Raw genomic sequence first — 20,659 nt, forward strand, 5'->3', positions numbered from 1 at the left:
GGAAATTAATGCCTAATAAAATAGTAGTAGAAGTGCCTGTATCCTGGACTAAAAACCCTGTAGATGGATATAAACATAAATCTTTTATTACGAATCTTATTTTGGCCTTGACAGAAAGAAAGATTCCTTTGTACTTCAGGGAGGTGCCATTTGGAGCTGATGAAGCACCTCGGCAACCTGAAAAAGGAACTCTGGTTTTTTCTTATCATTCTTGGGGTACAGAGAAAAATATTGTAAGAATGAAAGAGGCAGCTGTTACTCCATTATTTTCAATGGATTTTTCTGGTTATTCAGGATGGTCGGATATTTCGCTGAATTTTAACCGTTACGAGAGCGAAATTAATAAAATAGATGAATCGGCTGTCACTCATATTCTTGATGAATGGAGACAACGATTTATTGATAAGAATAACTCTAAATATCCGCAGTCAGATGAGTCAGTTCCAGAAGTAGCCACTGATTTTGTCTTTTACCCTATGCAAGTTCAAAATGATCCTGTATCTATTCATAGTTCCTATGATGGTGTTAAGCTACTTTACGATGCGGCAGAACTAGCAAGAGAAAATCAAGTATACTTGCTTGTAAAGCGGCATCCATTTTGCCAGTCCTTCGCCGTAGAAGAAAGCATTACCCTTTTGACGGAAAGCAATCCGTGGGTTATCCGTACTAATAGTAATATTCATGACTTAATAAGAAAATCGAGATCAGTGATAACCGTTAATTCAGGCGTCGGTATTGAAGCATTGATTGATGGCGCAAGTGTGTTTTGCTCTGGGAAATGCGAATGGCAGCAATGCTGCAACATTATCTCCGATAAGAACGATCTTAGAAAAGCGTTTTCCTCACATCCTGAAAAAATGAATCTTTTTCAAAAGAAAATGCTTACTTATATTCTTACAAAATATTGGATAAACTCTGAATCTCCATCTGATTTCGATAATGCAATAGATATTGCTATAGCTAATTTTGATCCTGAATTTGGCGATATTGATGCGCAAATTAATCCATCTGATGTTTTAATGCCTATAATTCTCGATCTTCAGGGCCGTCTTGAGTACGAGCAGCGTAAATCAAAACAATCAACATTAGATGCTTACGCCGCAATAGACCTTTATGAGGATCTTAAAAAGGAAAAAGCTATTTTAGCGTCTGAGCTTCAGGGATATATAGAGCGTGTGCGCACTTGTGAAGAACAATTAGAGCAACTCCGAAACAAAATATAGAATTATAAAATACTTTAATTCCTTTCGCATACTAATTGTACGGATTTTGTCAGTTAGTGCTTGATTTTATTATGCTGATACATGTTATCTCAATACTACTGTAAGATAACAAAGCTCATTTCATTTTGTATGATTATTAGCCTCAAACTCAGACAGGAGTAAATAATGTCCAAGCAACAGATCGGCGTTGTAGGTATGGCAGTAATGGGACGTAACCTGGCTCTCAACATTGAAAGCCGCGGTTACACCGTCTCTATCTTCAACCGCTCTCGCGAAAAGACTGATGAAGTCATTGCTGAGAACCAGGGCAAAAAACTGGCGCCTTACTACACCATCGAAGAGTTTGTGGAGTCCCTTGAGAAACCGCGCCGTATCCTGCTGATGGTGCAGGCGGGCGAAGCGACTGACAAAACGATTGCCTCCCTGACCCCGCACCTCGACAAAGGCGACATCCTGATCGACGGCGGCAACACCTTCTATAAAGACACTATCCGTCGTAACAAAGAGCTGTCTGAGCAGGGCTTTAACTTCATCGGCACCGGCGTTTCCGGCGGTGAAGAGGGCGCGCTGAAAGGCCCGTCTATTATGCCTGGCGGTCAGAAAGAAGCCTATGAGCTGGTTGCTCCGATTCTGGACAAAATCGCTGCCCGCGCTGAAGATGGCGAAGCCTGCGTAACCTACATTGGTCCGGATGGCGCTGGTCACTATGTGAAGATGGTGCACAACGGCATTGAATATGGCGACATGCAGCTGATCGCAGAAGCCTATGCGCTGTTAAAAGGCGCGCTGGGTCTGAGCAACGAAGAGCTGGCGAAAACCTTCACCGAGTGGAACAACGGCGAGCTGAGCAGCTACCTGATCGACATCACCAAGGATATCTTCACCAAGAAAGATGAAGAGGGTAACTACCTGGTTGACGTTATTCTGGATGAAGCAGCTAACAAAGGCACCGGCAAGTGGACCAGCCAGAGCTCGCTGGATCTCGGCGAACCGCTGTCGCTGATCACTGAATCCGTATTCGCCCGTTACCTCTCTTCGCTGAAAACGCAGCGCGTTGCCGCGTCTAAAGTACTGAGCGGCCCGCAGGCCCAGGCCTTTACCGGTGACAAAGCGGAATTTGTTGAGAAAGTGCGTCGCGCGCTCTATCTGGGCAAAATCGTCTCCTATGCACAGGGCTTCTCTCAGCTGCGCGCGGCTTCCGAGCAGTACAACTGGGATCTGCACTACGGCGAAATCGCTAAAATCTTCCGCGCTGGCTGCATCATTCGCGCGCAGTTCCTGCAGAAGATTACTGATGCCTATGCAGAAAACGCCAATATCGCCAACCTGCTGCTGGCGCCGTACTTCAAAAACATTGCTGACGAATACCAGCAGGCGCTGCGTGACGTCGTGGCCTATGCCGTTCAGAACGGTATCCCGACGCCGACCTTCTCTGCCGCTATCGCTTACTACGACAGCTACCGTTCAGAAGTGCTGCCTGCTAACCTGATTCAGGCGCAGCGCGACTACTTCGGCGCGCATACTTATAAGCGCATCGATAAAGAGGGTGTGTTCCACACCGAGTGGCTGGACTAAACAGTAAAAGGCTTCCATCCGGAAGCCTTTTTTTCATCCCACCAGCAAATCCCCGCTCCTCACCTCATCTTCCCCCGCCAGCCTGACCACCAGCATTCCCGCCGTCGCAAACTTCGTCCAGTGCCGTGCATACAGCACGCCGCCGAACTCCGCCACCAGCGGCGTCACAAAGTCCGTCACCGGATCCACCACTTCAGCTACCACTTCGCCCGGACGGATATGCGCGCCCAGCTTCTTGCGATGCAGAATCAGTCCCGATACCGGCGAGTGAATATACTCGCACGCAGCCAGCGGGGTCGCCGGATGTTTTAGGGCAGGGGAAATAGCGCCTGCGCCTTCGGTATGACGCTGCTTAATCACGCCGCTCTCTTCCGGCACATCCACCGCTTCCAGCGCGCTAGCCGCCGCGCTGCTCTCGGTCATGCCGGCAATATCCTCGGCATTGGCCGTTACCAGCGCCAGCTCGTCGCCGCCAATCACCGGCGCCGCCACTTCCGCCGACACCGTCGGACTTTCCGCAGCGATATAGCCGCTTTCGCGCAGCGCATTGATAATCGCCTCCGCATCCTGCTCCGCCTGATCGGGATCGACGTCGCGCACGCCGCGCAGCTCCAGCGTCACCGGCAGCAGGCCGCGCGGCATTGGATACTGGTCGCCGAAGCGTTGCGCCAGCGTCAGCCAGGGTTCACAGCAGGCTTCGTCGAACGGCTCGCCGCCGGAAATCTGCGCCAGCAGCTGCACTTCGCTACCCAACCAGCGCGCCAGCGGCTCAATATCTGGCCAGGCGTGCGGCGTGGTGTAGAGGTGAGTCAGGGCTTCCCAGTCGCAGTGCAAATCAATCATCAAATCCGCCTGGCTTGCCATGCGCATCAGCGTAAAGCGCTGCGCTTCCAGCTCGGTTTTGGCAATTACGTCACGGTAGTGGCGATCGATAGCGTCGCGGATCAGCCGTTTATTGTCGCCTTCGTTCGGCGTCAGCGATCCCGCCAGCTCTTCCGCCAGCTTCTCGCCCAGCGCAGGAAAACGACGGTTGAAGTCCTGACCCGACTCGCTGTGAAAACGTCCCAGATGGGTGCCGTGCCAGTGCTGGCTTAGCGCCAGCGGATTGGCTACCGGCACCAGCGTAAAGCCGGCGCGCAGCCTGCCGGCGGACTCCAGCGCCATCAGCTTCTGCTTGAGAAACCAGGCGACCGCCATGCCGGGGATTTCGTCGCCGTGTAGCGACGCCTGGATATAGACCTGCTTATATTTTTCTTCGCCGAAGTGGAAGCTGACGATTTCGCGCTGCGTGCCCAGCGAGGCGCTGAGAAGGGGATGATGTTGTTGATGCATAGGGCGCTGATTGTCCTGTCATTTAGAAGAGGGCGCAACTGCGCCCAGGAAATGAAGAAAAGTATAGTGCCGAATCAAAGCGGGCGACCACTCGGGTCGCCTCAGACTACTGCTGAATGGAAATATCGGTCGCGAAATAGTGCTTCTGAATCTTGTCGAAGGTGCCGTTCTTTTTGATTTCGGCAAAGGCGCTGTCCAGCGCGCTCTTCAGCTCGCTGTCGCCTTTACGCAGGCCGATCGCCGTTCCCGGACCGATAATCGGATCCTGCACAATCGGACCGGCCAGCTCGAAATCTTTGCCCTGCGGATGCTTCAGGAAGCCTATCGCCGCCTGCGCGGCATCGGTGAATACCGCATCAAGCCGTCCGGAGATCAGATCGCTCTCCACCTGCGCCTGGTCGCCGTAAGGCACCACGTTGACGCCGAAGGGCTGCCATTTAGCGCGCGCGTAGCGCTCCTGCACGGTGCCTTGCTCGACGCCGACGGTTTTGCCCTTCAGCGACTCGGCGGTCGGCAGCAGGCCGGAGCCTTTGCGTGCAATCAGCTGCGTATGGGTGTCATAGAGCGGCACGGTAAAGTCGATCTGCTTCAGGCGCTCTTCGGTGATCCCCATATCGGAGAGAATAGCGTCGAACTTACGCGCTTTAAGTGCCGGGATCATGCCGTCGAACTGGCTTTCCACCCAGACGCACTTCGCCTGCATCTGCTGACACAGGGCGTTGCCCAGGTCGATATCGAAACCGACCAGCTTGCCCTGCGGCGTTTTGGATTCAAACGGCGGATAGGTCGGATCGACGGCGAAGCGTACCTGTTCGATTTTTGCCTGCGCGCCAAAGGCGCAGCCTGCCAGTACGGCGGTCATCAGCGCGGCGCGCAGACGTGAGAAGCCAGGAGTGGTCATAGTCTCTTCTTTTATCGTGATGTTGAATAAAGCAGAGTACCTGCCAGCTATCACGATGACAATTACTGGATTATTTTCACTACGTTAGCATTGCAGAGGCGGCGGTAATCTTCCGTGTTCAATATCACCGACCTGTCGAGCCGTCCGGCGTTGAAGGCGATCTCGCTAAAGCGCTCGAACAGCAGCGGATCGACTACCAGCCTGAGATCGGGATGAAACGAGAAGGGCGGAATGGCGCCGAACACGCAGCCGGTTAGCGTATCAACCTCAGCCGGACTGGCGAGCGAGGCGCGTCGGCCGCCCACCGCGTCCGCCACTCTGGCTAAATCCGCCTGCTGATCGGCCGGCAGCACCGCCAGCACATGCTGTTTGACGCCGTTGCCCTTAACGTGACACACCAGCGCCTTCGCGCCCTGGCCGACCTCGGTGCCGCGGATCGCCGCCACCGCTTCGCATTTGCCGGTCGGTTCATGACTCATCAGCTGATAGCGCGCCTGATGCTGTTCCAGCAGGGCAATCAATTTTTCATGGGTGGTCATACCGGATCCTGAAACGAAAAGAGAACCATGCTGCTCAACATCCTGCACCTGTCCCGATATTGAGCAACATATTGCACCGCTATTTATGCCGCGCGCGCAGGTTGTTGATGATGGCGCTGAGGTCGAGATCCTGATCCTGCAACAGCACCATCAGGTGATAGAGCAGGTCGGAGGCCTCGTTGGTCAGCTCGTGGCGATCGTTCACCGTCGCCGCCAGCGCGGTCTCGACGCCTTCTTCGCCGACTTTCTGTGCGATGCGCTTGGTGCCGCTGGCATAGAGCTGTGCGGTGTAGGAGCTGGCCGGATCGGCGCTTTTGCGCGACGCCAGCAGCTGCTCCAGCTGATGCAGAAACACCCAGTCAGGCGCGGCAGGCGAAAAGCAGCTTGAGGTGCCGCGATGGCAGGTCGGGCCGATGGGGTCCGCCAGCACCAGCAGCGTATCGTTGTCGCAGTCCGGCGTAATGCTCACCACCTTGAGGAAATGGCCGGAGGTCTCGCCTTTGGTCCAGAGACGCTGTTTGGTGCGCGAAAAAAAGGTGACGTTGCCGTCGCTCAGGGTTTTCGCCAGCGCTTCCTGGTTCATATAGCCGTGCATCAGCACTTCGCCGGAGACGTTGTGCTGCACGATCACGGGCATCATGCCCTCGGTTTTGACCCAGTCAAGCTGGGCCAGCTGTTCTCTGGTTAACACGCGCGAATCTCCACTTCTTTCTCTTTCAGGAAGCTTTTCAGCTCGCCGATATTGATAATTTGCTTATGGAACACCGAAGCGGCCAGCGCGCCGTCGACGTTCGCCTGCTCAAAGGCGTCGAGAAAGTGCTGCATGGTGCCCGCGCCGCCTGAGGCGATCAGCGGCACCTTACAAACGTCGCGCACTTTTTTCAGCTGCACCAGATCGTAACCGTTGCGCACGCCATCCTGGTTCATCATGTTCAGTACGATCTCACCAGCGCCGCGCTTTTGCACCTCTTCGACCCACGCCAGGGTTTCCCACTGGGTGACGCGGGTGCGCGCCTCGTCGCCGGTATACTGGTTAACGTGATATTTGCCGGTGGCTTCGTCGAACCAGGTATCGATGCCTACCACGATGCACTGCACGCCGAAGCGATCCGCCAGGCGGGTGATCAGCTCAGGATCGGCCAGCGCGGGGGAGTTGATGGAGATTTTGTCGGCGCCGAACTCCAGAATGCGCGCCGCGTCCTCTTCGCTTTTAATGCCGCCCGCTACGCAGAAGGGAATATCGATCACTTCCGCCACGCGCGACACCCAGCTTTTGTCGACCACGCGGCCGTCGCTGGAGGCGGTGATATCGTAAAACACCAGCTCGTCCGCGCCTTCCTGCGCGTAGCGCTGCGCCAGCGGCACGATGTCGCCGATGATCTCGTGATTGCGGAACTGAACGCCTTTGACGACCTGGCCGTCGCGCACGTCAAGACAGGGAATTATGCGTTTTGCCAGCATGCGATAGCCTCCGAAACCGTGAATTTACCTTCAAGCAGGGCGCGTCCGACGATCACGCCCTTGACGCCGCTGCCGCGCAGCGCCGCGATATCCTCAATGCCGCCGATGCCGCCGGAGGACTGAAACGCAATGTCGGGATAGCGTGCGGTCACTTCCTGATAGAGCGCGACGTTAGAGCCGCTCAGGGTGCCGTCGCGCGAAATATCGGTGCAGAGCACATGCTTCAGGCCCACCGGTTCAAACCAGGCGATGACCTCTTCCAGCGTGACGCCGGCCGCTTCCTGCCAGCCGCTGATGGCGACCTCTTTGCGGTTCGCCGCGTCGATGCGCACGTCCAGCGCCAGCACGATCGCCTCGGCGCCGAACTCGTTGAACCACGCTTTCACCTCTTCCGGCGCTTTTACCGCCGTAGAGCCGACGACGACGCGGCTGGCGCCCGCATCCAGCAGCGCCCTGACGTCGTCGCGCGTGCGGATGCCGCCGCCGACCTGCACCACGGCGTCGACGCCGTTCAGCAGCGTTTTCAGCAGCGGGATCTGGCGCTGCGCCGGATCTTTCGCGCCGGTAAGGTCCACGAGGTGCAGCACCGTCGCGCCCTGGCTGGCGTAATCCTGCAGGCGCGGCAGCGGATCGCTGCCGTAGTCGCGCTGCTGGCCGTAGTCGCCCTGATGCAGACGCACCACTTTGCCGTCAATCAAATCTAACGCGGGGATAATCATCACATCTCCAGGAAGTTTTTCAGCAGCTGCGCGCCCGCTTTGCCGGAACGCTCTGGGTGGAACTGCACGCCGAAGAAGTTATCTTTCTGCACCGCCGCGGTGAACGGCTGGCCGTAATCGCACTGGGCGATGGTGCTGGCGTTGACCGGCATGGCGTAGCTGTGCACGAAATAGAAGTAGCTCTCTTCGTCGATGCCGCGAAACAGGTGATTGCCCGCCTGGGCGGTAATCTGGTTCCAGCCCATATGCGGCAGCGGCAGGCCGTGCGTGTCCATCAGCCCGCATTCGGCGTCGATAATGCCGAGGGTGGGGATGCCGCCGTTCTCCTCGCTGCTGCTGCCGAGCAGCTGCATGCCGAGACAGATGCCGAGCACCGGCTGGGTACAGGCTTTGATCAGGTCAACGAGATCGCGCTCTTCCAGCTGGTTCATCGCCGCCCGCGCGGTGCCGACGCCCGGCAAAAACAGCTTGTCGGCGCGCAGCACCACGTCAGGATCGCGGCTGACGTCGGGCGTGTAGCCGAGGCGCTCTACCGCCCACTTCACCGACGACAGGTTGGCGCAGCCGGTATCGAGGATCACCACGTTCATTTACAGCACTCCTTTCGAGCTGGGCAGGGTGTTGCCCTCAACGCGGATCGCCTGGCGCAGGGTGCGGCCGAAGGCTTTAAACAGGCTTTCCACGCGATGGTGATCGTTCTTGCCTTTGGTTTTCAGGTGCAGGGTGCTCATCATGGCGTAGGAGAGCGAGCTGAAGAAGTGCTCGACCATCTCGGTGCTCATATCGCCGACGCGCTGATAGCTGAACTCCGCCTTGAACTCCAGATGCGGACGGCCGGAAATATCGAGCGCGCAGCGCGCCAGACACTCATCCATCGGCAGCACGAAGCCGAAACGGCCGATGCCGCGCTTGTCGCCCAGCGCCTTCAGCAGCGCCTCGCCGAGCGCCAGTCCGGTGTCTTCGATGGTATGGTGATCGTCGATATAGAGATCGCCTTTCACCTCAATGTTCATGCGGAAGCCGCCGTGCACCGCAATCTGGTCCAGCATATGGTCGAAGAAGCCGACGCCGGTATTAATTTTGCTGCCGCCTTCGCGGTCCAGCCACACCTCGGCGCGAATCTGCGTCTCTTTAGTATTGCGGTTGACCAGCGCATGGCGATCGCGTTTGGTCAGGCGCGCCTGAATCGCGCTCCAGTTCTCGCCTTCGCTGCCGAAGCGGATGCCCTGGATGCCCATATTCTGCGCCAGCTGAATATCGGTCAGCCGGTCGCCGATCACATAGCTGTTCGCCACGTCGATGGCGCCTTCCGCCAGCCAGGCCTCGACCATTTTGGTCTTCGGCTTGCGGCAGTCGCAGTTATCTTCCGGCTTGTGCGGGCAGATCAGCACGTCGTCGAAATGGATCCCCTGCGAGCTGAACACCTGCATCATCAGGTTATGCGGGCCGTCGAAATCCGCCTGCGGAAAGCTGCTGGTGCCCAGGCCATCCTGGTTGGTGATCATCACCAGCCGGTAGCCGGCGCTCTGCAGCGCCAGCAGCGCCGGAATGACGTTGGCTTCAAACGCCAGCTTCTCCAGGCGATCCACCTGAAAATCTTCAGGCGGCTCGGCGATCAGGGTGCCGTCGCGATCGATAAAAAGGGTCTTCTGACTCATGCTCTCTCCACAGATAAAGCCTGTAACGCGGCGATCAGGCGCTCGCACTCTGTACGCGTGCCGATTGAGATGCGCAGGCATCCCGCAAGGCCCGGATTTTTGTTCTGGTCGCGCAGAATAATGCCCTGATCCCACAGGGATTTAAACACCGCAGGCGAATCCGCGAAGCGCGCCAGGATATAGTTGGTCTCGCTCGGGAAGACCTGCTGCACCAGGCTGAGCTGCGGCAGCTGCTCTAGCAGCCAGGCGCGGCTGGCGTTCAGCTCGGCAACGTGCTGACGCATCAGCGCGATGCCCTGATCGCTCAGCGCCTGACCGGCGACGTCGGCGACCGGCGTCGCCAGCGGATAGGGCGCGATCACCTTCATCAGCAGATCGATGACTGGCTTATTCGCCAGCGTAAAGCCGCAGCGCAGGCCGGCGAGCGCAAACGCCTTCGACAGCGTGCGCAGGATCACCAGATGCGGATAATCTTTCAGCCAGCCGCTCAGCGTCGCCTGCGGACAGAATTCAATATAGGCTTCATCGGCCACTACCAGCGCTTTTCCTGCGGTCATTTCTAGCAGCGCGCGGATATCCTCCTGATCGATCAGATTGCCGGTCGGGTTGTTGGGGCTGCACATATAGACCACTTTCACGCCGTCGAGCTGTGCGGCGATAGCCGGCAGGTTCAGCTGCCAGTTCTCCAGAGCGGGCACGGTGCGGTACTCAATGCCGATGGTTTCCGCGCTGACGCTGTACATGCCGTAGGTGGGCGGGCAGAACAAAATGGCGTCTTTGCCCGGCTCGCAGAAGGCGCGCATCACCAGCTCGATGCCCTCGTCGGCGCCGCGGCTCACCAGCACTTGTTCCGGCTGTAGCCCGGCGTAGGCGGCGTAGCGCTCAATCACGATCTTCGGCTGACACTCCGGGTAGCGGTTCAGCGTCTGCTGCGACAGCTCAAAGGGCACCGGCAGCGGAAATTCGTTGGCGTTGAGCCAGACGTCGCCGTTGCCGCCAAGGCGGCGCGCAGACTGGTAAGGCGTCAGGGCACGCACGTTATCGCGCGCCAGCTCTTCAATATTGCGGCTCATGCCTGCTCCTCTTTCAGCGCGGCGACGCGCAGCGTAACGGCGTTTTTGTGGGCTTCCAGCTGCTCGGCGGCGGCCAGGGTCTCAATGGTGGCGGCGAGGTTGAGGAAGCCCTGCGGCGTCAGTTCCTGCACCGTCATGCGCTTCTGAAAATCGGCCAGGCCGAGGCTGGAACAGGTCGCGGTGTAGCCGTAGGTCGGCAGCACATGGTTGGTGCCGGAGGCGTAATCGCCCGCCGACTCTGGCGACCAGTCGCCGAGAAACACCGACCCGGCGCTGGTGATGGCGTCGACCAGATCGCGCGGCTGGCGCGTCTGAATAATCAGGTGTTCCGGGCCGTACTGATTAGAGATCGCCACGCACTCTTCCAGGTCGCGCGCCACAATCAGGCGGCTGCTCGCCAGCGCCTGGCGCGCGGTGGCGGCGCGCGGCAGCGCCTGCAGCTGCGCCTCTACCGCTTCGGCCACCTGCTGCGCCAGCGTCAGCGAGGGCGTCAGCAGGATCACCTGCGAATCGGGACCGTGTTCCGCCTGCGACAGCAGGTCGGAGGCGACAAAAGCGGGCGTCGCGCCTTCGTCGGCGATTACCAGCACTTCCGACGGACCGGCGGGCATATCGATCGCCGCGCCGTCGAGACGCTGGCTCACCTGGCGTTTCGCCTCGGTGACGTACGCGTTGCCCGGCCCGAAGATCTTATCGACTTTGGGCACGCTCTCGGTGCCGAAGGCGAGGGCGGCGATCGCCTGCGCGCCGCCGACCTGAAACACCTCTTCGACGCCGCACAGCTGCGCCGCATAGAGGATCTCATCGGCGATGGGCGGCGGCGAGCAGAGCGCCACGCGGCCGCAGCCGGCGATACGCGCCGGGGTCGCCAGCATCAGCACGGTAGAGAAGAGCGGGGCTGAGCCGCCGGGAATATAGAGACCGACCGAGCGCACCGGCCGGGTGATCTGCTGGCAGCGCACGCCGGGCTGGGTTTCGACATCCACCGTCGCCAGCTGCTGCGCGTTGTGGAAGGTTTCGATATTGGCGACCGCAACGGCCATCGCCTGCTTCAGCTCGTCGCTGAGTCGCGCGCCAGCGGCGGCGATCTCGGCGGGCGTCACGCGCAGCGCATCTACCTGCGCCTTGTCGAAGCGCGCGCTGAACTCACGCAGCGCCGCATCGCCGCTGTTCTTTACCTGATCCAGCACCGCGCGCACCGTGGCGCTGATGGCGTCGGACGCGGCGATGGCCGGACGCTGCAGCAGCGCCTGACGCTGCGCCTCGCTGCACTGCTGCCATTCGACGGGGGTCATAAAGGACATGGCTTACTCCATCATCTTTTCAATGGGCAGCACCAGAATCGAGCTGGCGCCCAGCGCTTTCAGTTTTTCCATGGTTTCCCAGAACAGGGTTTCGCTGCTGACCATGTGCATCGCCACGCGGCTCTGATCGCCCGCCAGCGGCAGCACGGTCGGACGCTCGGCGCCGGGCAGCAGCTGAATCACCTCTTCCAGGCGATCGCTCGGCGCGTGCATCATGATGTATTTCGATTCGCGCGCTTTAATGACGCCCTGAATGCGGGTCATCAGCTTGTCGATCAGCTCCTGCTTCTCCGGTGCCATCTCGCCGTCGCGCTGGATCAGCACCGCTTTTGAACGGTAGATCACCTCCACTTCACGCAGGCCGTTGGCCTCCAGCGTGGCGCCGGTCGATACCAGGTCGCAAATCGCGTCGGCCAGGCCGGCGCGCGGCGCGACTTCCACCGAGCCGTTGAGCATACAGGGTTTAAAGTTAAGGCCTTTTTTGTCGAGGTACTGCTTCAGCAGGTGAGGATAGGAGGTGGCGATGCGGGCGTTATTCAGGCACTGCGGACCGGTGTACTCTTCATCTACCGGCATCGCCAGCGACAGGCGACAGCCGCCGAAGTCCAGACGGCGCAGGGTGAAGTAGCGCGGATCTTCGCCCTGCGCGCGGCGCGTCAGTAGCTCCTCTTCCAGCACGTTCTCGCCGATAATGCCGAGATCCACCACGCCATCCATAACCAGACCGGGAATATCATCATCGCGCACGCGCAGGATATCGATCGGCATATTCTCTGCGAAGGCGATCAGACGCTGCTGCTGCAGATTGATTTTAATGCCGCAGCGCGCCAGCAGCTCGCGTGAGTCATCGCTTAAACGGCCAGATTTCTGCATAGCTATGCGAATTCGCTTGTTATCTAACATCGGTCCTGTCCTCTGTTTCATTCCTGTCTGAAAAGGTATTGCGCCAGCCCATAAAAAAACCCCCGGAAGACGATCTTCCGGGGGTTCTCTTTGCGTTCGCACCACTGGAAGATCTGAATGTCTCCCAGCACACATCGCCTGAAAGACTAGTCAGGATGATGGTGATGATGATGGTTGAACTGAACGCGTGTCATAATAAATTCCGTTGCTGAATGAGTATTCATTTGCGTGTTGATTAACCTAGCGAAGATGGCGACGATGCGCAACCCTTTTTTAACCTTTGCGGTTCGACGGCGCGGCGCACTAAGATGGACGGCAGTGAGTCAAGCGCAGGAGTCAATATGAAGAAGGTCGCAATTATCGGTCTGGGATGGCTGGGCATGCCGCTGGGTCTGGCGCTAACGGCGCGCGGCTGGCAGGTTACCGGCAGCAAAACCACGCTGGACGGCGTGGAGGCGGCGCGCCGCTGCGGCATCGACGCGGTGCAGCTGCGGCTGACGCCGGAAATCGAGTGCGACGCCGAGGATCTCGCCCTGCTGCTGGCGGTCGACGCGCTGGTGGTGACCTTGCCCGCCAGCCGCACGGCGGAAGGCGGCGAAAGTTATATGCAGGCGGTGCAGAACGTGGTGGACAGCGCGCTGGCGCAGCAGGTGCCGCGCATTATCTTCACCAGCTCTACCTCGGTCTACGGCAGCGGCAGCGGCGTAATGAAGGAAAACAGCGCGCTCCAGCCGGAGACGGTGGCGGGCAAAACCCTGACCGCGCTGGAGAGCTGGCTGCACGATCTGCCCGGCACCCAGGTCGATATTCTGCGGCTGGCGGGACTGGTGGGGCCGAGTCGTCATCCCGGCCGCTTCCTGGCGGGGAAAACCGGGCTGGAGAACGGCGCGCACGGCGTCAATCTGGTGCATCTTGATGATGTGGTGAGCGCGATTACCCTGCTGCTGCAGACGCCGAAGGGCGGGCGCGTCTATAACCTCTGCGCGCCGAAACACCCGTCGCGCGCGACCTTTTATCCCGCCGTCTCGCGCCAGCTGAGTCTGACGCCGCCGACCTTTTTGCCCTCAGCGTCCAGCGACACCGGCAAGCTGATTGACGGCTCGCGCATCTGCAACGAGCTGGGGTTCGAGTACAGCTACGACGATCCGGCGAAAATGCCGCTGGAATAGTCGCCGCCTAAACGCCGAGCCGGTCGCGCAGCGCATACCAGGCGGCGCCCATGGCGGTCAGCGGCACTTTAAAGCGCCATCCGCCGGGGAAGGGCAGGTGCGGCAGCTTCGCGAAGGCGTCGAAGCGCTCCGCATCCCCGCGCAGCGCTTCGCAAATCAGCTTGCCGGCAAGGTGCGTGCAGGTAACGCCGTGGCCGCTGTCGCCCTGCATAAAGTAGACGTTATTCTCCAGCCGTCCGAACTGCGGCAGCCGTGACAGCGTTAGCAGAAAGTTGCCGCTCCAGCGATAGCTGAAGGCGAGATCGCGCAGCTGCGGGAAGGTGCGCAGCAGTTTGGGGCGGATCAGCGCCTCGATGTCGCCGGGATCGCGCGCGCCGTAGACCACGCCGCCGCCGTAAAGCAGCCGGTTATCCGCCGTCAGGCGGAAATAGTCGAGCAGATAGTTGCAGTCTTCGACGCAGTGATTATTCGGCAGCAGCGCCAGCGCGCGATCGCGGCTCAGCGGCTCGCTGGCGAGGATCTGCGATCCGCACGCCATGCTGTTGCGCGTCAGGCGCGGCTCCAGCTGCGAGGGCAGATAGGCGTTGCCGGCAAAAATCACGAAGGTGGCGTTCACCTCGCCGTGCTCGGTTTTTACCCGATTGGGCGCGCCGTAGGTCAGCGCCGTCGCGGCGGAGCGTTCATAGATGCGCCCGCCGTGCCGCCGAATCGCCTCGGCTTCGCCCAGCGCCAGATTGAGCGGATGCAGGTGGCCGCCGCGCCGATCCAGCAGGCCGCCGACGTAGCGCTCGGTGGCGATTTCGCGCCGGATGCCGCGCTCGTCGAGCAGCTCCAGATCGTGATTGCCGTACTTCTCCCATAGCCGCTGCTGGCGGCGCAGATGATTCATCTGGCGCGGGTTAAGCGCAGCGAAGATATTGCCAGGCCGGTAGTCGCAGGCGATGGCGTAGCGATCGATGCGATCGCGGATGATCTCCGCGCCCTCGAACATCATGCTGCCGAGCAGGCGCGCGCTCTCTTTGCCGTAGCGCTGTTCGATGACGTCCACGTCGCGGCTGTAGGAGTTGACCACCTGCCCGCCGTTGCGGCCGCTGGCGCCGAAGCCGACGCGCGCCGCCTCCAGCACCACCACGTCATAGCCCGCCTCGGTAAGGTAAAGCGCGGCGGAAAGGCCGGTAAAGCCCGCGCCGATTATGCAGACGTCGCACTGGATGCTCTCCTGCAGCGTGGGCCAGGGTGCATGGTCGTTGGCGGTCGCCGCGTAGTAGCTTTCAACATGTTTCATCACAACCTCCTGCCTGCGAATGCGTCAGAAATTAGCGGGCGTATGGGCGCTGACGATACGGCAGGGCTGCGCCGAGAGATTGGTGAAGCTGTGCGGCAGCCCGGTATCGATCACATAACTTTCGCCCGCGTTAAGGTGGTAGCTTTGTCCGTTGACCACCAGGGTGATCTCTCCCTCCAGCAGCGTCCCGGTCTCTTCGCCCGGATGACGCAGCTTTTCGCCGGTGCTGGCGCCGGGCTGATAGGTCTCGAGCAGCATGCCGAGCGAGCGCTTCGCCTGCCCGTTATCCACCAGCTTCAGCGACACGCCCTGGCTGCCGATCTCCACCAGATCGTCTGGCCTGACGATCACCTTCGGCGCGTCATGGTGTTTGGGTTCGGAGAAGAACTCCGACAGCGACAGCCCGTACACCTTTAACAGCTTTTGCAGCGTGCTGACCGCCGGACTCACCTTATCCTGTTCAATGGTGCTGATTGCGCTATGGGTTAAACCTGACAGTTCAGCGGCGCGGCGCTGAGACAATCCCAACTCTTGCCGGATTTGCGATAAGCGTCGTCCAGGCGCCAGAGCGGCATCGTTCATGGTGATTTTTCCTCGTGATAGTGCCGTGCGGCATGGATAAACCCCGCAAAAAGGGCGCGCGAGGCGTCGTTCTGTTCCGGCTGCCATTCGGGATGCCACTGCACCGCCAGGGCGAACGGATGATGGCGCAGGCTGACCGCTTCGATCAGGCCGTCCGGCGCGCGCGCCTCGATGCGCAGCTGCGGCCCCGTTTCGCGGATGCCCTGATGATGCAGCGAATTGACCGCCAGGATAGCGTCGCCGCCCAGCAGAGAGGCGAGCAGGCCGCCCGCTTCGGGAAAGATGTCATGCGCCGGGGCGTACTGTTCGCTCAGCGGTAGCGTCGCTTCTGCATGATGCGGCAGCCCGGTTTTACGCTGGTCGAGATCGCGCCACAGCGCGCCGCCGTTGGCTACCACCAGCTCCTGCATGCCGCGGCAGATGCCGAACAGCGGCATTCTGCGGCTGGTGGCCCAGGTAATAAGGGCGAAGGCGAGCCGGTCGCGGCCGGGATCGGCGTGCGGCTCGCTGCCCGCTTCGCCATAGTGCCAGGGTTCGATATTGCTGGGGCTGCCGGTGAGCATCACGCCGTCGAGCGTCGCCAGCGCCTGCTCCAGCAGATGCGGCGTCGCGCAAAGCTGCTGGGGCAGGGCAAGCGGCACGCCGCCCGCCTGGGTTATCGCCGTCAGATATTTGTTATGCACCGACTGAGTGAGATGGCCATCATGGTTAATCTGGCACATCGCTACGCCGATCAAAGGGTTGTTAAAAATAATGCCCATCTCATTCCTCGACTCGCCGTTCAAAAAATTCACCGATCGGGCCCGCAGCGGGTAAAAACGTGCAATATTTTTTCAATCTAGCAATGCGCTGTTTGTTTCTCAAACAGATTTGTTACATTTGCACACTTTTTGTGTTGGCGCTATGTTAGAGGAGTGGCTGTTATTTTGAGCATTGCGCAAACCAATCAACGGTAGAAGGCGGGTGGGATATGACGAACCTCGTGGAAGTAGAAGACTTCACGCGTCACAGTGAAGAGAGACGAACCAGCGCGTTCCAGCTTGAAGTGAAAAACTGGCTGGAACGCCATCCTGAAACGCAGTATGTCGATATTTTATTGAATGATTTAAACGGCGTCTTTCGCGGCAAACGCATCCCGATAGCCGCGCTGGCGAAGCTGGAAAAAGGGTGTTATTTCCCCGCCTCGGTTTTCGCTATGGATATCCTCGGCAATACCGTCGAAGAGGCCGGCCTCGGGCAATCTCTCGGCGAACCTGACAATCTCTGCATGCCGGTTCCCGGCACCTTAGTTCCCTCCGCTTCCGATCCTGCGCACATCGCTCAGCTGCTGTTGACCATGTGCAACCAAGATGGCACTCCCTTTGACGTTGAACCCCGCAATGTCCTGAACCGGCTGTGGCAGCAGCTGCGCAACCGAGGACTCTTTCCGGTGGTAGCGGTAGAGCTGGAGTTCTATCTGGTCGACAAGGCCCGCGACGCCGAGGGCTATATTCAGCCGCCGTGCGCGCCTGGCAGCAGCGAACGCAATATGCAGAGCCAGGTCTACTCGGTGGATAATCTCGATTACTTCGGCGCGGTGCTGCGCGATATCGACGCGCTGGCGCGCCAGCAGAACATTCCCGCCGACGGCGCGCTGGCGGAAGCCTCGCCCGGCCAGTTTGAGATCAACCTGCACCATACCCGCGACGTGCTGAGCGCCTGCGACCACGCGGTACAGCTTAAAAGGCTGATCCGTCAGGTGGCGGAGAACCACGGCATGACCGCCACCTTTATGGCCAAACCCTATGAAGAGTATGCGGGCAGCGGCATGCACGTGCATATCAGCATGCTGGACGCCGCCGATCATAACGCCTTCGCCGCCGATGACGGCAGCGACTCGCCGCTGCTGAAGCGCGCGCTGGCGGGCATGCTCGACCTGATGCCCGCCTCGATGGCGCTGCTGGCGCCCAACGTCAACGCCTATCGCCGCTTCGTGCCGGACGCCTACGTGCCGCTACAGGCGTCGTGGGGGCACAACAACCGCACCGTGGCGCTGCGCATTCCTTGCGGCGACGTGGAAAACCACCGCGTCGAGTACCGCGTCGCAGGCGCGGACGCCAACCCCTATCTGGTGATGTCGGCGATTCTGGCGGGCATTCTGCACGGTCTGGATACCGCGCTGCCGCTGCCGCAGCCGGTGCAGGGCAACGGTCACGAGGCGGAGGGCATCCCGCTGCCGGTGCGCCAGAGCGAAGCGCTGTTTGAATTTGAAAGCAGCTTTCCGCTGCAAAAACTGCTGGGCGAGCGCTTCGGCGCGGTGTGGCACAGCTGTAAGCGCCACGAGATGATGCAGTTCGAACGGCTGGTCACCGCCACAGAGATCGACTGGATGCTGAAAAACGCCTGAGAAAAAAGTCGCTATACTTATCAGCGGGTCTTGTGTTTTTGCTGCATTTTGGGGCAGAATACGCGGCCTGCAAAATTCCGAATATAACCGATGCTTTTAAGAGCCTCGGTTATTTTTTTTGCATGTACTTAACCGATTCGCATGAGGCCGGGCGCGCCCGGATAGATACACGTTAAAAAACGCGCAAGCGTACGAACTGAGGATACAAAGATGGGGATGTTATTCATTCAGCCAGCCCGCGCTGGCTCTCGTTTCCGTGATGACTACGGCGCCGTGCAGGCTCATAACGCCGCCTTCCTCGCTCCCGTGATGCAATCCAGTCAGGTTGCAGCTCAGGGAGGTCTGAAACATGTCGCTTGATACCTCAGCACCACAGCGTGCCCACCTGAAAAAATCTCTGACCCTGCTTCCGGTCGTCATGATTGGCCTTGCCTACATGCAGCCGATGACCCTGTTTGATACTTTCGGTATCGTGTCGGGTCTGACCAGCGGTCACGTCGCCACCGCCTACGCCTTTGCGCTGATTGCGATTCTGTTTACCGCCGTAAGCTACGGTAAGCTGGTACGCCGCTTCCCATCTGCGGGCTCCGCTTATACCTACGCTCAGAAGGCGATCAGTCCGCACGTCGGCTTTATGGTCGGCTGGTCATCCCTGCTGGACTACCTGTTCATGCCGATGATCAACATCCTGCTGGCGAAAAACTATTTCGAAGCGCTGGTGCCGGGCATTCCGTCATGGATCTTCGTAGTGCTGCTGGTGGCGTTTATGACGATGTCCAACCTGCGCGGCATTAAAACCGTGGCCAACTTTAACAGCGTGATCGTGGTGCTGCAGGTTGTGGTGATGATCGGTATTACCGGCATGGTGATTTACGGCGTGGCGCACGGCGAAGGCGCGGGCACGCTCACCAGCTCGCAGCCGTTCTGGTCTCCTGACGCCCATGTGGTGCCGATGATTACCGGCGCGACTATCCTCTGTTTCTCGTTCCTGGGCTTTGACGGCATCAGCTCGCTGTCGGAAGAGACCAAAGACGCGGAGCGCACCATTCCGCGCGCGATTTTCCTGACGGCGCTGATCGGCGGCCTGATCTTTATCGTGGCCTCCTACTTCCTGCAGCTCTATTTCCCGGATATCTCGCGCTTCAAGGATCCCGATTCGTCGCAGCCGGAAATCATGCTGTACGTGGCGGGCCATGTGCTGCAGTTCGGCATCCTGATCTTCTCGGTGGTGACCGTGCTGGCGTCAGGTATGGCGGCGCACGCGGGCGTGTCGCGTCTGATGTACGTGATGGGCCGCGACGGCGTCTTCCCGGAGCGCTTCTTCGGCTATATCCATCCGAAATGGCGTACGCCGTCGCTGAACGTGCTGCTGGTCGGCGCCGTGGCGCTGATGGCGATCCGTTTCGACCTGGTGACCGCGACGGCGCTGGTTAACTTCGGCGCGCTGGTGGCCTTTACCTTTGTTAACCTCTCGGTGATCGCCCAGTTCTGGATCCGCGAGAAGCGTAACCGCACGCTGCGCGACCATATCAACTATCTGGTGCTGCCGGTGCTCGGCGCGCTGACGGTTGGCGCGCTGTGGATTAACCTGGAAGAGAGTTCGATGGTGCTGGGCCTGATTTGGGCCGCCGTGGGGATTGTCTACCTCGCGTTCGTCACCCGCAGCTTCCGCAATCCGGTGCCGCAGTACAGCGAAGAAGTGTAATTCGCCTGCGGTGAAAAAGGGGTGAGGCGCAAGCCTCACCTCTTTTTTTATGCGCGTCTTCGCACTTACTCCGCCAGCACCAGCTCCCAGCTGCCTTCGCTCAGCGCGCTGCGCGCGGCGGTGCTGAGCTGCGTATCGGTCACAATGCTGTCGAAACGCGCCAGCGGCAGCGCCAGGAAAGTGGCGATTTTGTTGTACTTCGAGCTGTCGCTCAGCAGCACGCGCTTGCTGCTTACCTCGCTCACCGTCTGCTTCACCATTACCTTGTCTTCGTCGGGGGTAAACAGGCCGCGCGGGCCCCAGCAGGAGGCGGAGATAAAGGCGATATCGATCGCCAGATGGCGCAGGCTACGGGCCGCGCTTTCGCCTACGCAGGAGCGATTATCGCGGCACACCGTGCCGCCGGTGTGAATCACCCGACAGTCGCTCGCCTCCATCAGCAGGTTGGTCACCATAAAGTCATTGGTTACCACCAGCAGATCGTCGCGGTCCAGCAGCTCGCGCGCCAGCGCCAGCGTGGTGGTGCCCGCATCCAGATAGATACAGCTGTTGCGCGGAATATGCTGGGCGGCGTAGCGGCCGATGGCGTTCTTCTCGGCGTTATAGAGCGTCGTTTTCGTCTGATGCGACGGCTCCGCCGCCAGCCGGTCGGCCGACCGCACACCGCCGGAGACTGACAGCACCGCGCCTTGTTCCTCCAGCTTCTGCACGTCCCGCCGGATTGTCATATGCGATACGCCGAGCCGCTCCGTCAGTTCGGCAATGCTGACCACGCCGCGCTCGGCGACCAGCGCCAGAATCTGCTGATGGCGTTCAATCGGTATCATTCCCTGCACTCCTTGCT

At 59.5% G+C, this 20,659-nt stretch carries 21 protein-coding genes and 1 other annotated feature; of the genes, 5 read left to right on the plus strand and 16 right to left on the minus strand.

The window, feature by feature from the left end:
• Positions 1-8: 8 nt before the first annotated feature.
• A complete protein-coding gene (locus tag PVE98_RS06670) occupies positions 9-1,223 on the plus strand; it encodes a hypothetical protein (RefSeq protein WP_313619070.1) in 1,215 nt (404 codons plus the stop codon).
• A 165-nt stretch (positions 1,224-1,388) separates the two neighbouring features.
• Positions 1,389-2,798, plus strand: a complete 1,410-nt coding sequence (gene gndA / locus PVE98_RS06675) for an NADP-dependent phosphogluconate dehydrogenase (protein ID WP_096073457.1) — start codon at positions 1,389-1,391, stop codon at positions 2,796-2,798.
• Positions 2,799-2,831: 33 nt separating this feature from the next.
• Here the strand turns inward: gndA and PVE98_RS06680 are convergent, their stop codons facing one another.
• The 12 genes from PVE98_RS06680 to hisL form a co-directional block, all read right to left on the minus strand.
• Complete coding sequence (locus PVE98_RS06680; protein WP_096073456.1) at positions 2,832-4,130, minus strand: succinylglutamate desuccinylase/aspartoacylase family protein; 1,299 nt, start codon at positions 4,128-4,130, stop codon at positions 2,832-2,834.
• A gap of 106 nt (positions 4,131-4,236) precedes the next feature.
• Positions 4,237-5,031, minus strand: a complete 795-nt coding sequence (locus PVE98_RS06685; protein ID WP_096073455.1) for an ABC transporter substrate-binding protein — start codon at positions 5,029-5,031, stop codon at positions 4,237-4,239.
• Between the two features lie 62 nt (positions 5,032-5,093).
• Positions 5,094-5,570 (minus strand): YbaK/prolyl-tRNA synthetase associated domain-containing protein, encoded by a 477-nt coding sequence (locus PVE98_RS06690; RefSeq protein WP_096073454.1) that lies wholly within the window; start codon positions 5,568-5,570, stop codon positions 5,094-5,096.
• Positions 5,571-5,649: 79 nt separating this feature from the next.
• Positions 5,650-6,261: a bifunctional phosphoribosyl-AMP cyclohydrolase/phosphoribosyl-ATP diphosphatase HisIE gene (gene hisIE / locus PVE98_RS06695; RefSeq protein ID WP_033750134.1), complete on the minus strand. Its 612-nt coding sequence runs from the start codon at positions 6,259-6,261 to the stop codon at positions 5,650-5,652.
• Complete coding sequence (gene hisF / locus PVE98_RS06700; RefSeq protein WP_048784158.1) at positions 6,255-7,031, minus strand: imidazole glycerol phosphate synthase subunit HisF; 777 nt, start codon at positions 7,029-7,031, stop codon at positions 6,255-6,257. The genes hisIE and hisF overlap by 7 nt, the downstream gene beginning before the upstream one ends.
• Positions 7,013-7,750, minus strand: coding sequence for a 1-(5-phosphoribosyl)-5-[(5-phosphoribosylamino)methylideneamino]imidazole-4-carboxamide isomerase (gene hisA / locus PVE98_RS06705; protein ID WP_096073453.1), 738 nt, complete (start codon positions 7,748-7,750; stop codon positions 7,013-7,015). Before hisA ends, hisF begins: the two co-directional genes overlap by 19 nt.
• Positions 7,750-8,340 carry an imidazole glycerol phosphate synthase subunit HisH gene (hisH, locus tag PVE98_RS06710; RefSeq protein WP_033750126.1) on the minus strand — a complete coding sequence of 197 codons (591 nt, stop codon included), beginning with the start codon at positions 8,338-8,340 and terminating at the stop codon, positions 7,750-7,752. Before hisH ends, hisA begins: the two co-directional genes overlap by 1 nt.
• On the minus strand, positions 8,341-9,408 hold the full coding sequence (gene hisB / locus PVE98_RS06715; RefSeq protein WP_407568555.1) for a bifunctional histidinol-phosphatase/imidazoleglycerol-phosphate dehydratase HisB: 1,068 nt from the start codon (positions 9,406-9,408) through the stop codon (positions 8,341-8,343). It lies immediately after the preceding gene.
• A complete protein-coding gene (gene hisC / locus PVE98_RS06720) occupies positions 9,405-10,481 on the minus strand; it encodes a histidinol-phosphate transaminase (RefSeq protein WP_033750121.1) in 1,077 nt (358 codons plus the stop codon). The genes hisB and hisC overlap by 4 nt, the downstream gene beginning before the upstream one ends.
• On the minus strand, positions 10,478-11,785 hold the full coding sequence (gene hisD / locus PVE98_RS06725; RefSeq protein WP_096073452.1) for a histidinol dehydrogenase: 1,308 nt from the start codon (positions 11,783-11,785) through the stop codon (positions 10,478-10,480). Before hisD ends, hisC begins: the two co-directional genes overlap by 4 nt.
• Before the next feature lie 3 nt (positions 11,786-11,788).
• Positions 11,789-12,688, minus strand: coding sequence for an ATP phosphoribosyltransferase (gene hisG, locus PVE98_RS06730; RefSeq protein WP_033750117.1), 900 nt, complete (start codon positions 12,686-12,688; stop codon positions 11,789-11,791).
• Positions 12,689-12,738: 50 nt separating this feature from the next.
• Positions 12,739-12,859 (minus strand) — a sequence feature (His leader region).
• Positions 12,835-12,882, minus strand: a complete 48-nt coding sequence (hisL, locus tag PVE98_RS06735) for a his operon leader peptide (RefSeq protein WP_100396937.1) — start codon at positions 12,880-12,882, stop codon at positions 12,835-12,837. Its footprint overlaps the feature before it by 25 nt.
• Before the next feature lie 147 nt (positions 12,883-13,029).
• Between hisL and PVE98_RS06740 the strand changes: the two genes are divergently transcribed.
• Entirely contained in the window at positions 13,030-13,857 is an 828-nt protein-coding gene (locus tag PVE98_RS06740) for an SDR family oxidoreductase (protein ID WP_096073451.1), read from the plus strand.
• Positions 13,858-13,864: 7 nt separating this feature from the next.
• On the opposite strand, the gene PVE98_RS06745 is transcribed toward PVE98_RS06740, so the two are convergent.
• The 3 genes from PVE98_RS06745 to puuD are packed head-to-tail and all read right to left on the minus strand — an operon-like array spanning position 13,865 to position 16,485.
• Positions 13,865-15,142, minus strand: coding sequence for an FAD-binding oxidoreductase (locus PVE98_RS06745; protein WP_096073450.1), 1,278 nt, complete (start codon positions 15,140-15,142; stop codon positions 13,865-13,867).
• A gap of 24 nt (positions 15,143-15,166) precedes the next feature.
• A complete protein-coding gene (gene puuR, locus PVE98_RS06750; protein WP_033750109.1) occupies positions 15,167-15,724 on the minus strand; it encodes an HTH-type transcriptional regulator PuuR in 558 nt (185 codons plus the stop codon).
• Positions 15,721-16,485, minus strand: a complete 765-nt coding sequence (gene puuD / locus PVE98_RS06755) for a gamma-glutamyl-gamma-aminobutyrate hydrolase (protein WP_096073449.1) — start codon at positions 16,483-16,485, stop codon at positions 15,721-15,723. The genes puuR and puuD overlap by 4 nt, the downstream gene beginning before the upstream one ends.
• 209 nt (positions 16,486-16,694) lie before the next feature.
• Here puuD and PVE98_RS06760 point away from each other — a divergent pair, with 209 nt between their 5' ends.
• Both PVE98_RS06760 and PVE98_RS06765 read left to right on the plus strand, forming a co-directional pair.
• Positions 16,695-18,110 (plus strand): glutamine synthetase family protein, encoded by a 1,416-nt coding sequence (locus tag PVE98_RS06760; protein WP_096073448.1) that lies wholly within the window; start codon positions 16,695-16,697, stop codon positions 18,108-18,110.
• Between the two features lie 349 nt (positions 18,111-18,459).
• Positions 18,460-19,815 carry an APC family permease gene (locus PVE98_RS06765; RefSeq protein ID WP_033750099.1) on the plus strand — a complete coding sequence of 452 codons (1,356 nt, stop codon included), beginning with the start codon at positions 18,460-18,462 and terminating at the stop codon, positions 19,813-19,815.
• A gap of 65 nt (positions 19,816-19,880) precedes the next feature.
• Here PVE98_RS06765 and ygbI read toward each other — a convergent pair whose 3' ends face one another.
• On the minus strand, positions 19,881-20,642 hold the full coding sequence (gene ygbI, locus PVE98_RS06770; RefSeq protein ID WP_033750096.1) for a DNA-binding transcriptional repressor YgbI: 762 nt from the start codon (positions 20,640-20,642) through the stop codon (positions 19,881-19,883).
• Positions 20,643-20,659 lie beyond the last annotated feature (17 nt).

It is taken from the genome of Pantoea sp. GABEPS69, assembly GCF_045780835.1.
Lineage (GTDB): Bacteria > Pseudomonadota > Gammaproteobacteria > Enterobacterales > Enterobacteriaceae > Pantoea > Pantoea septica.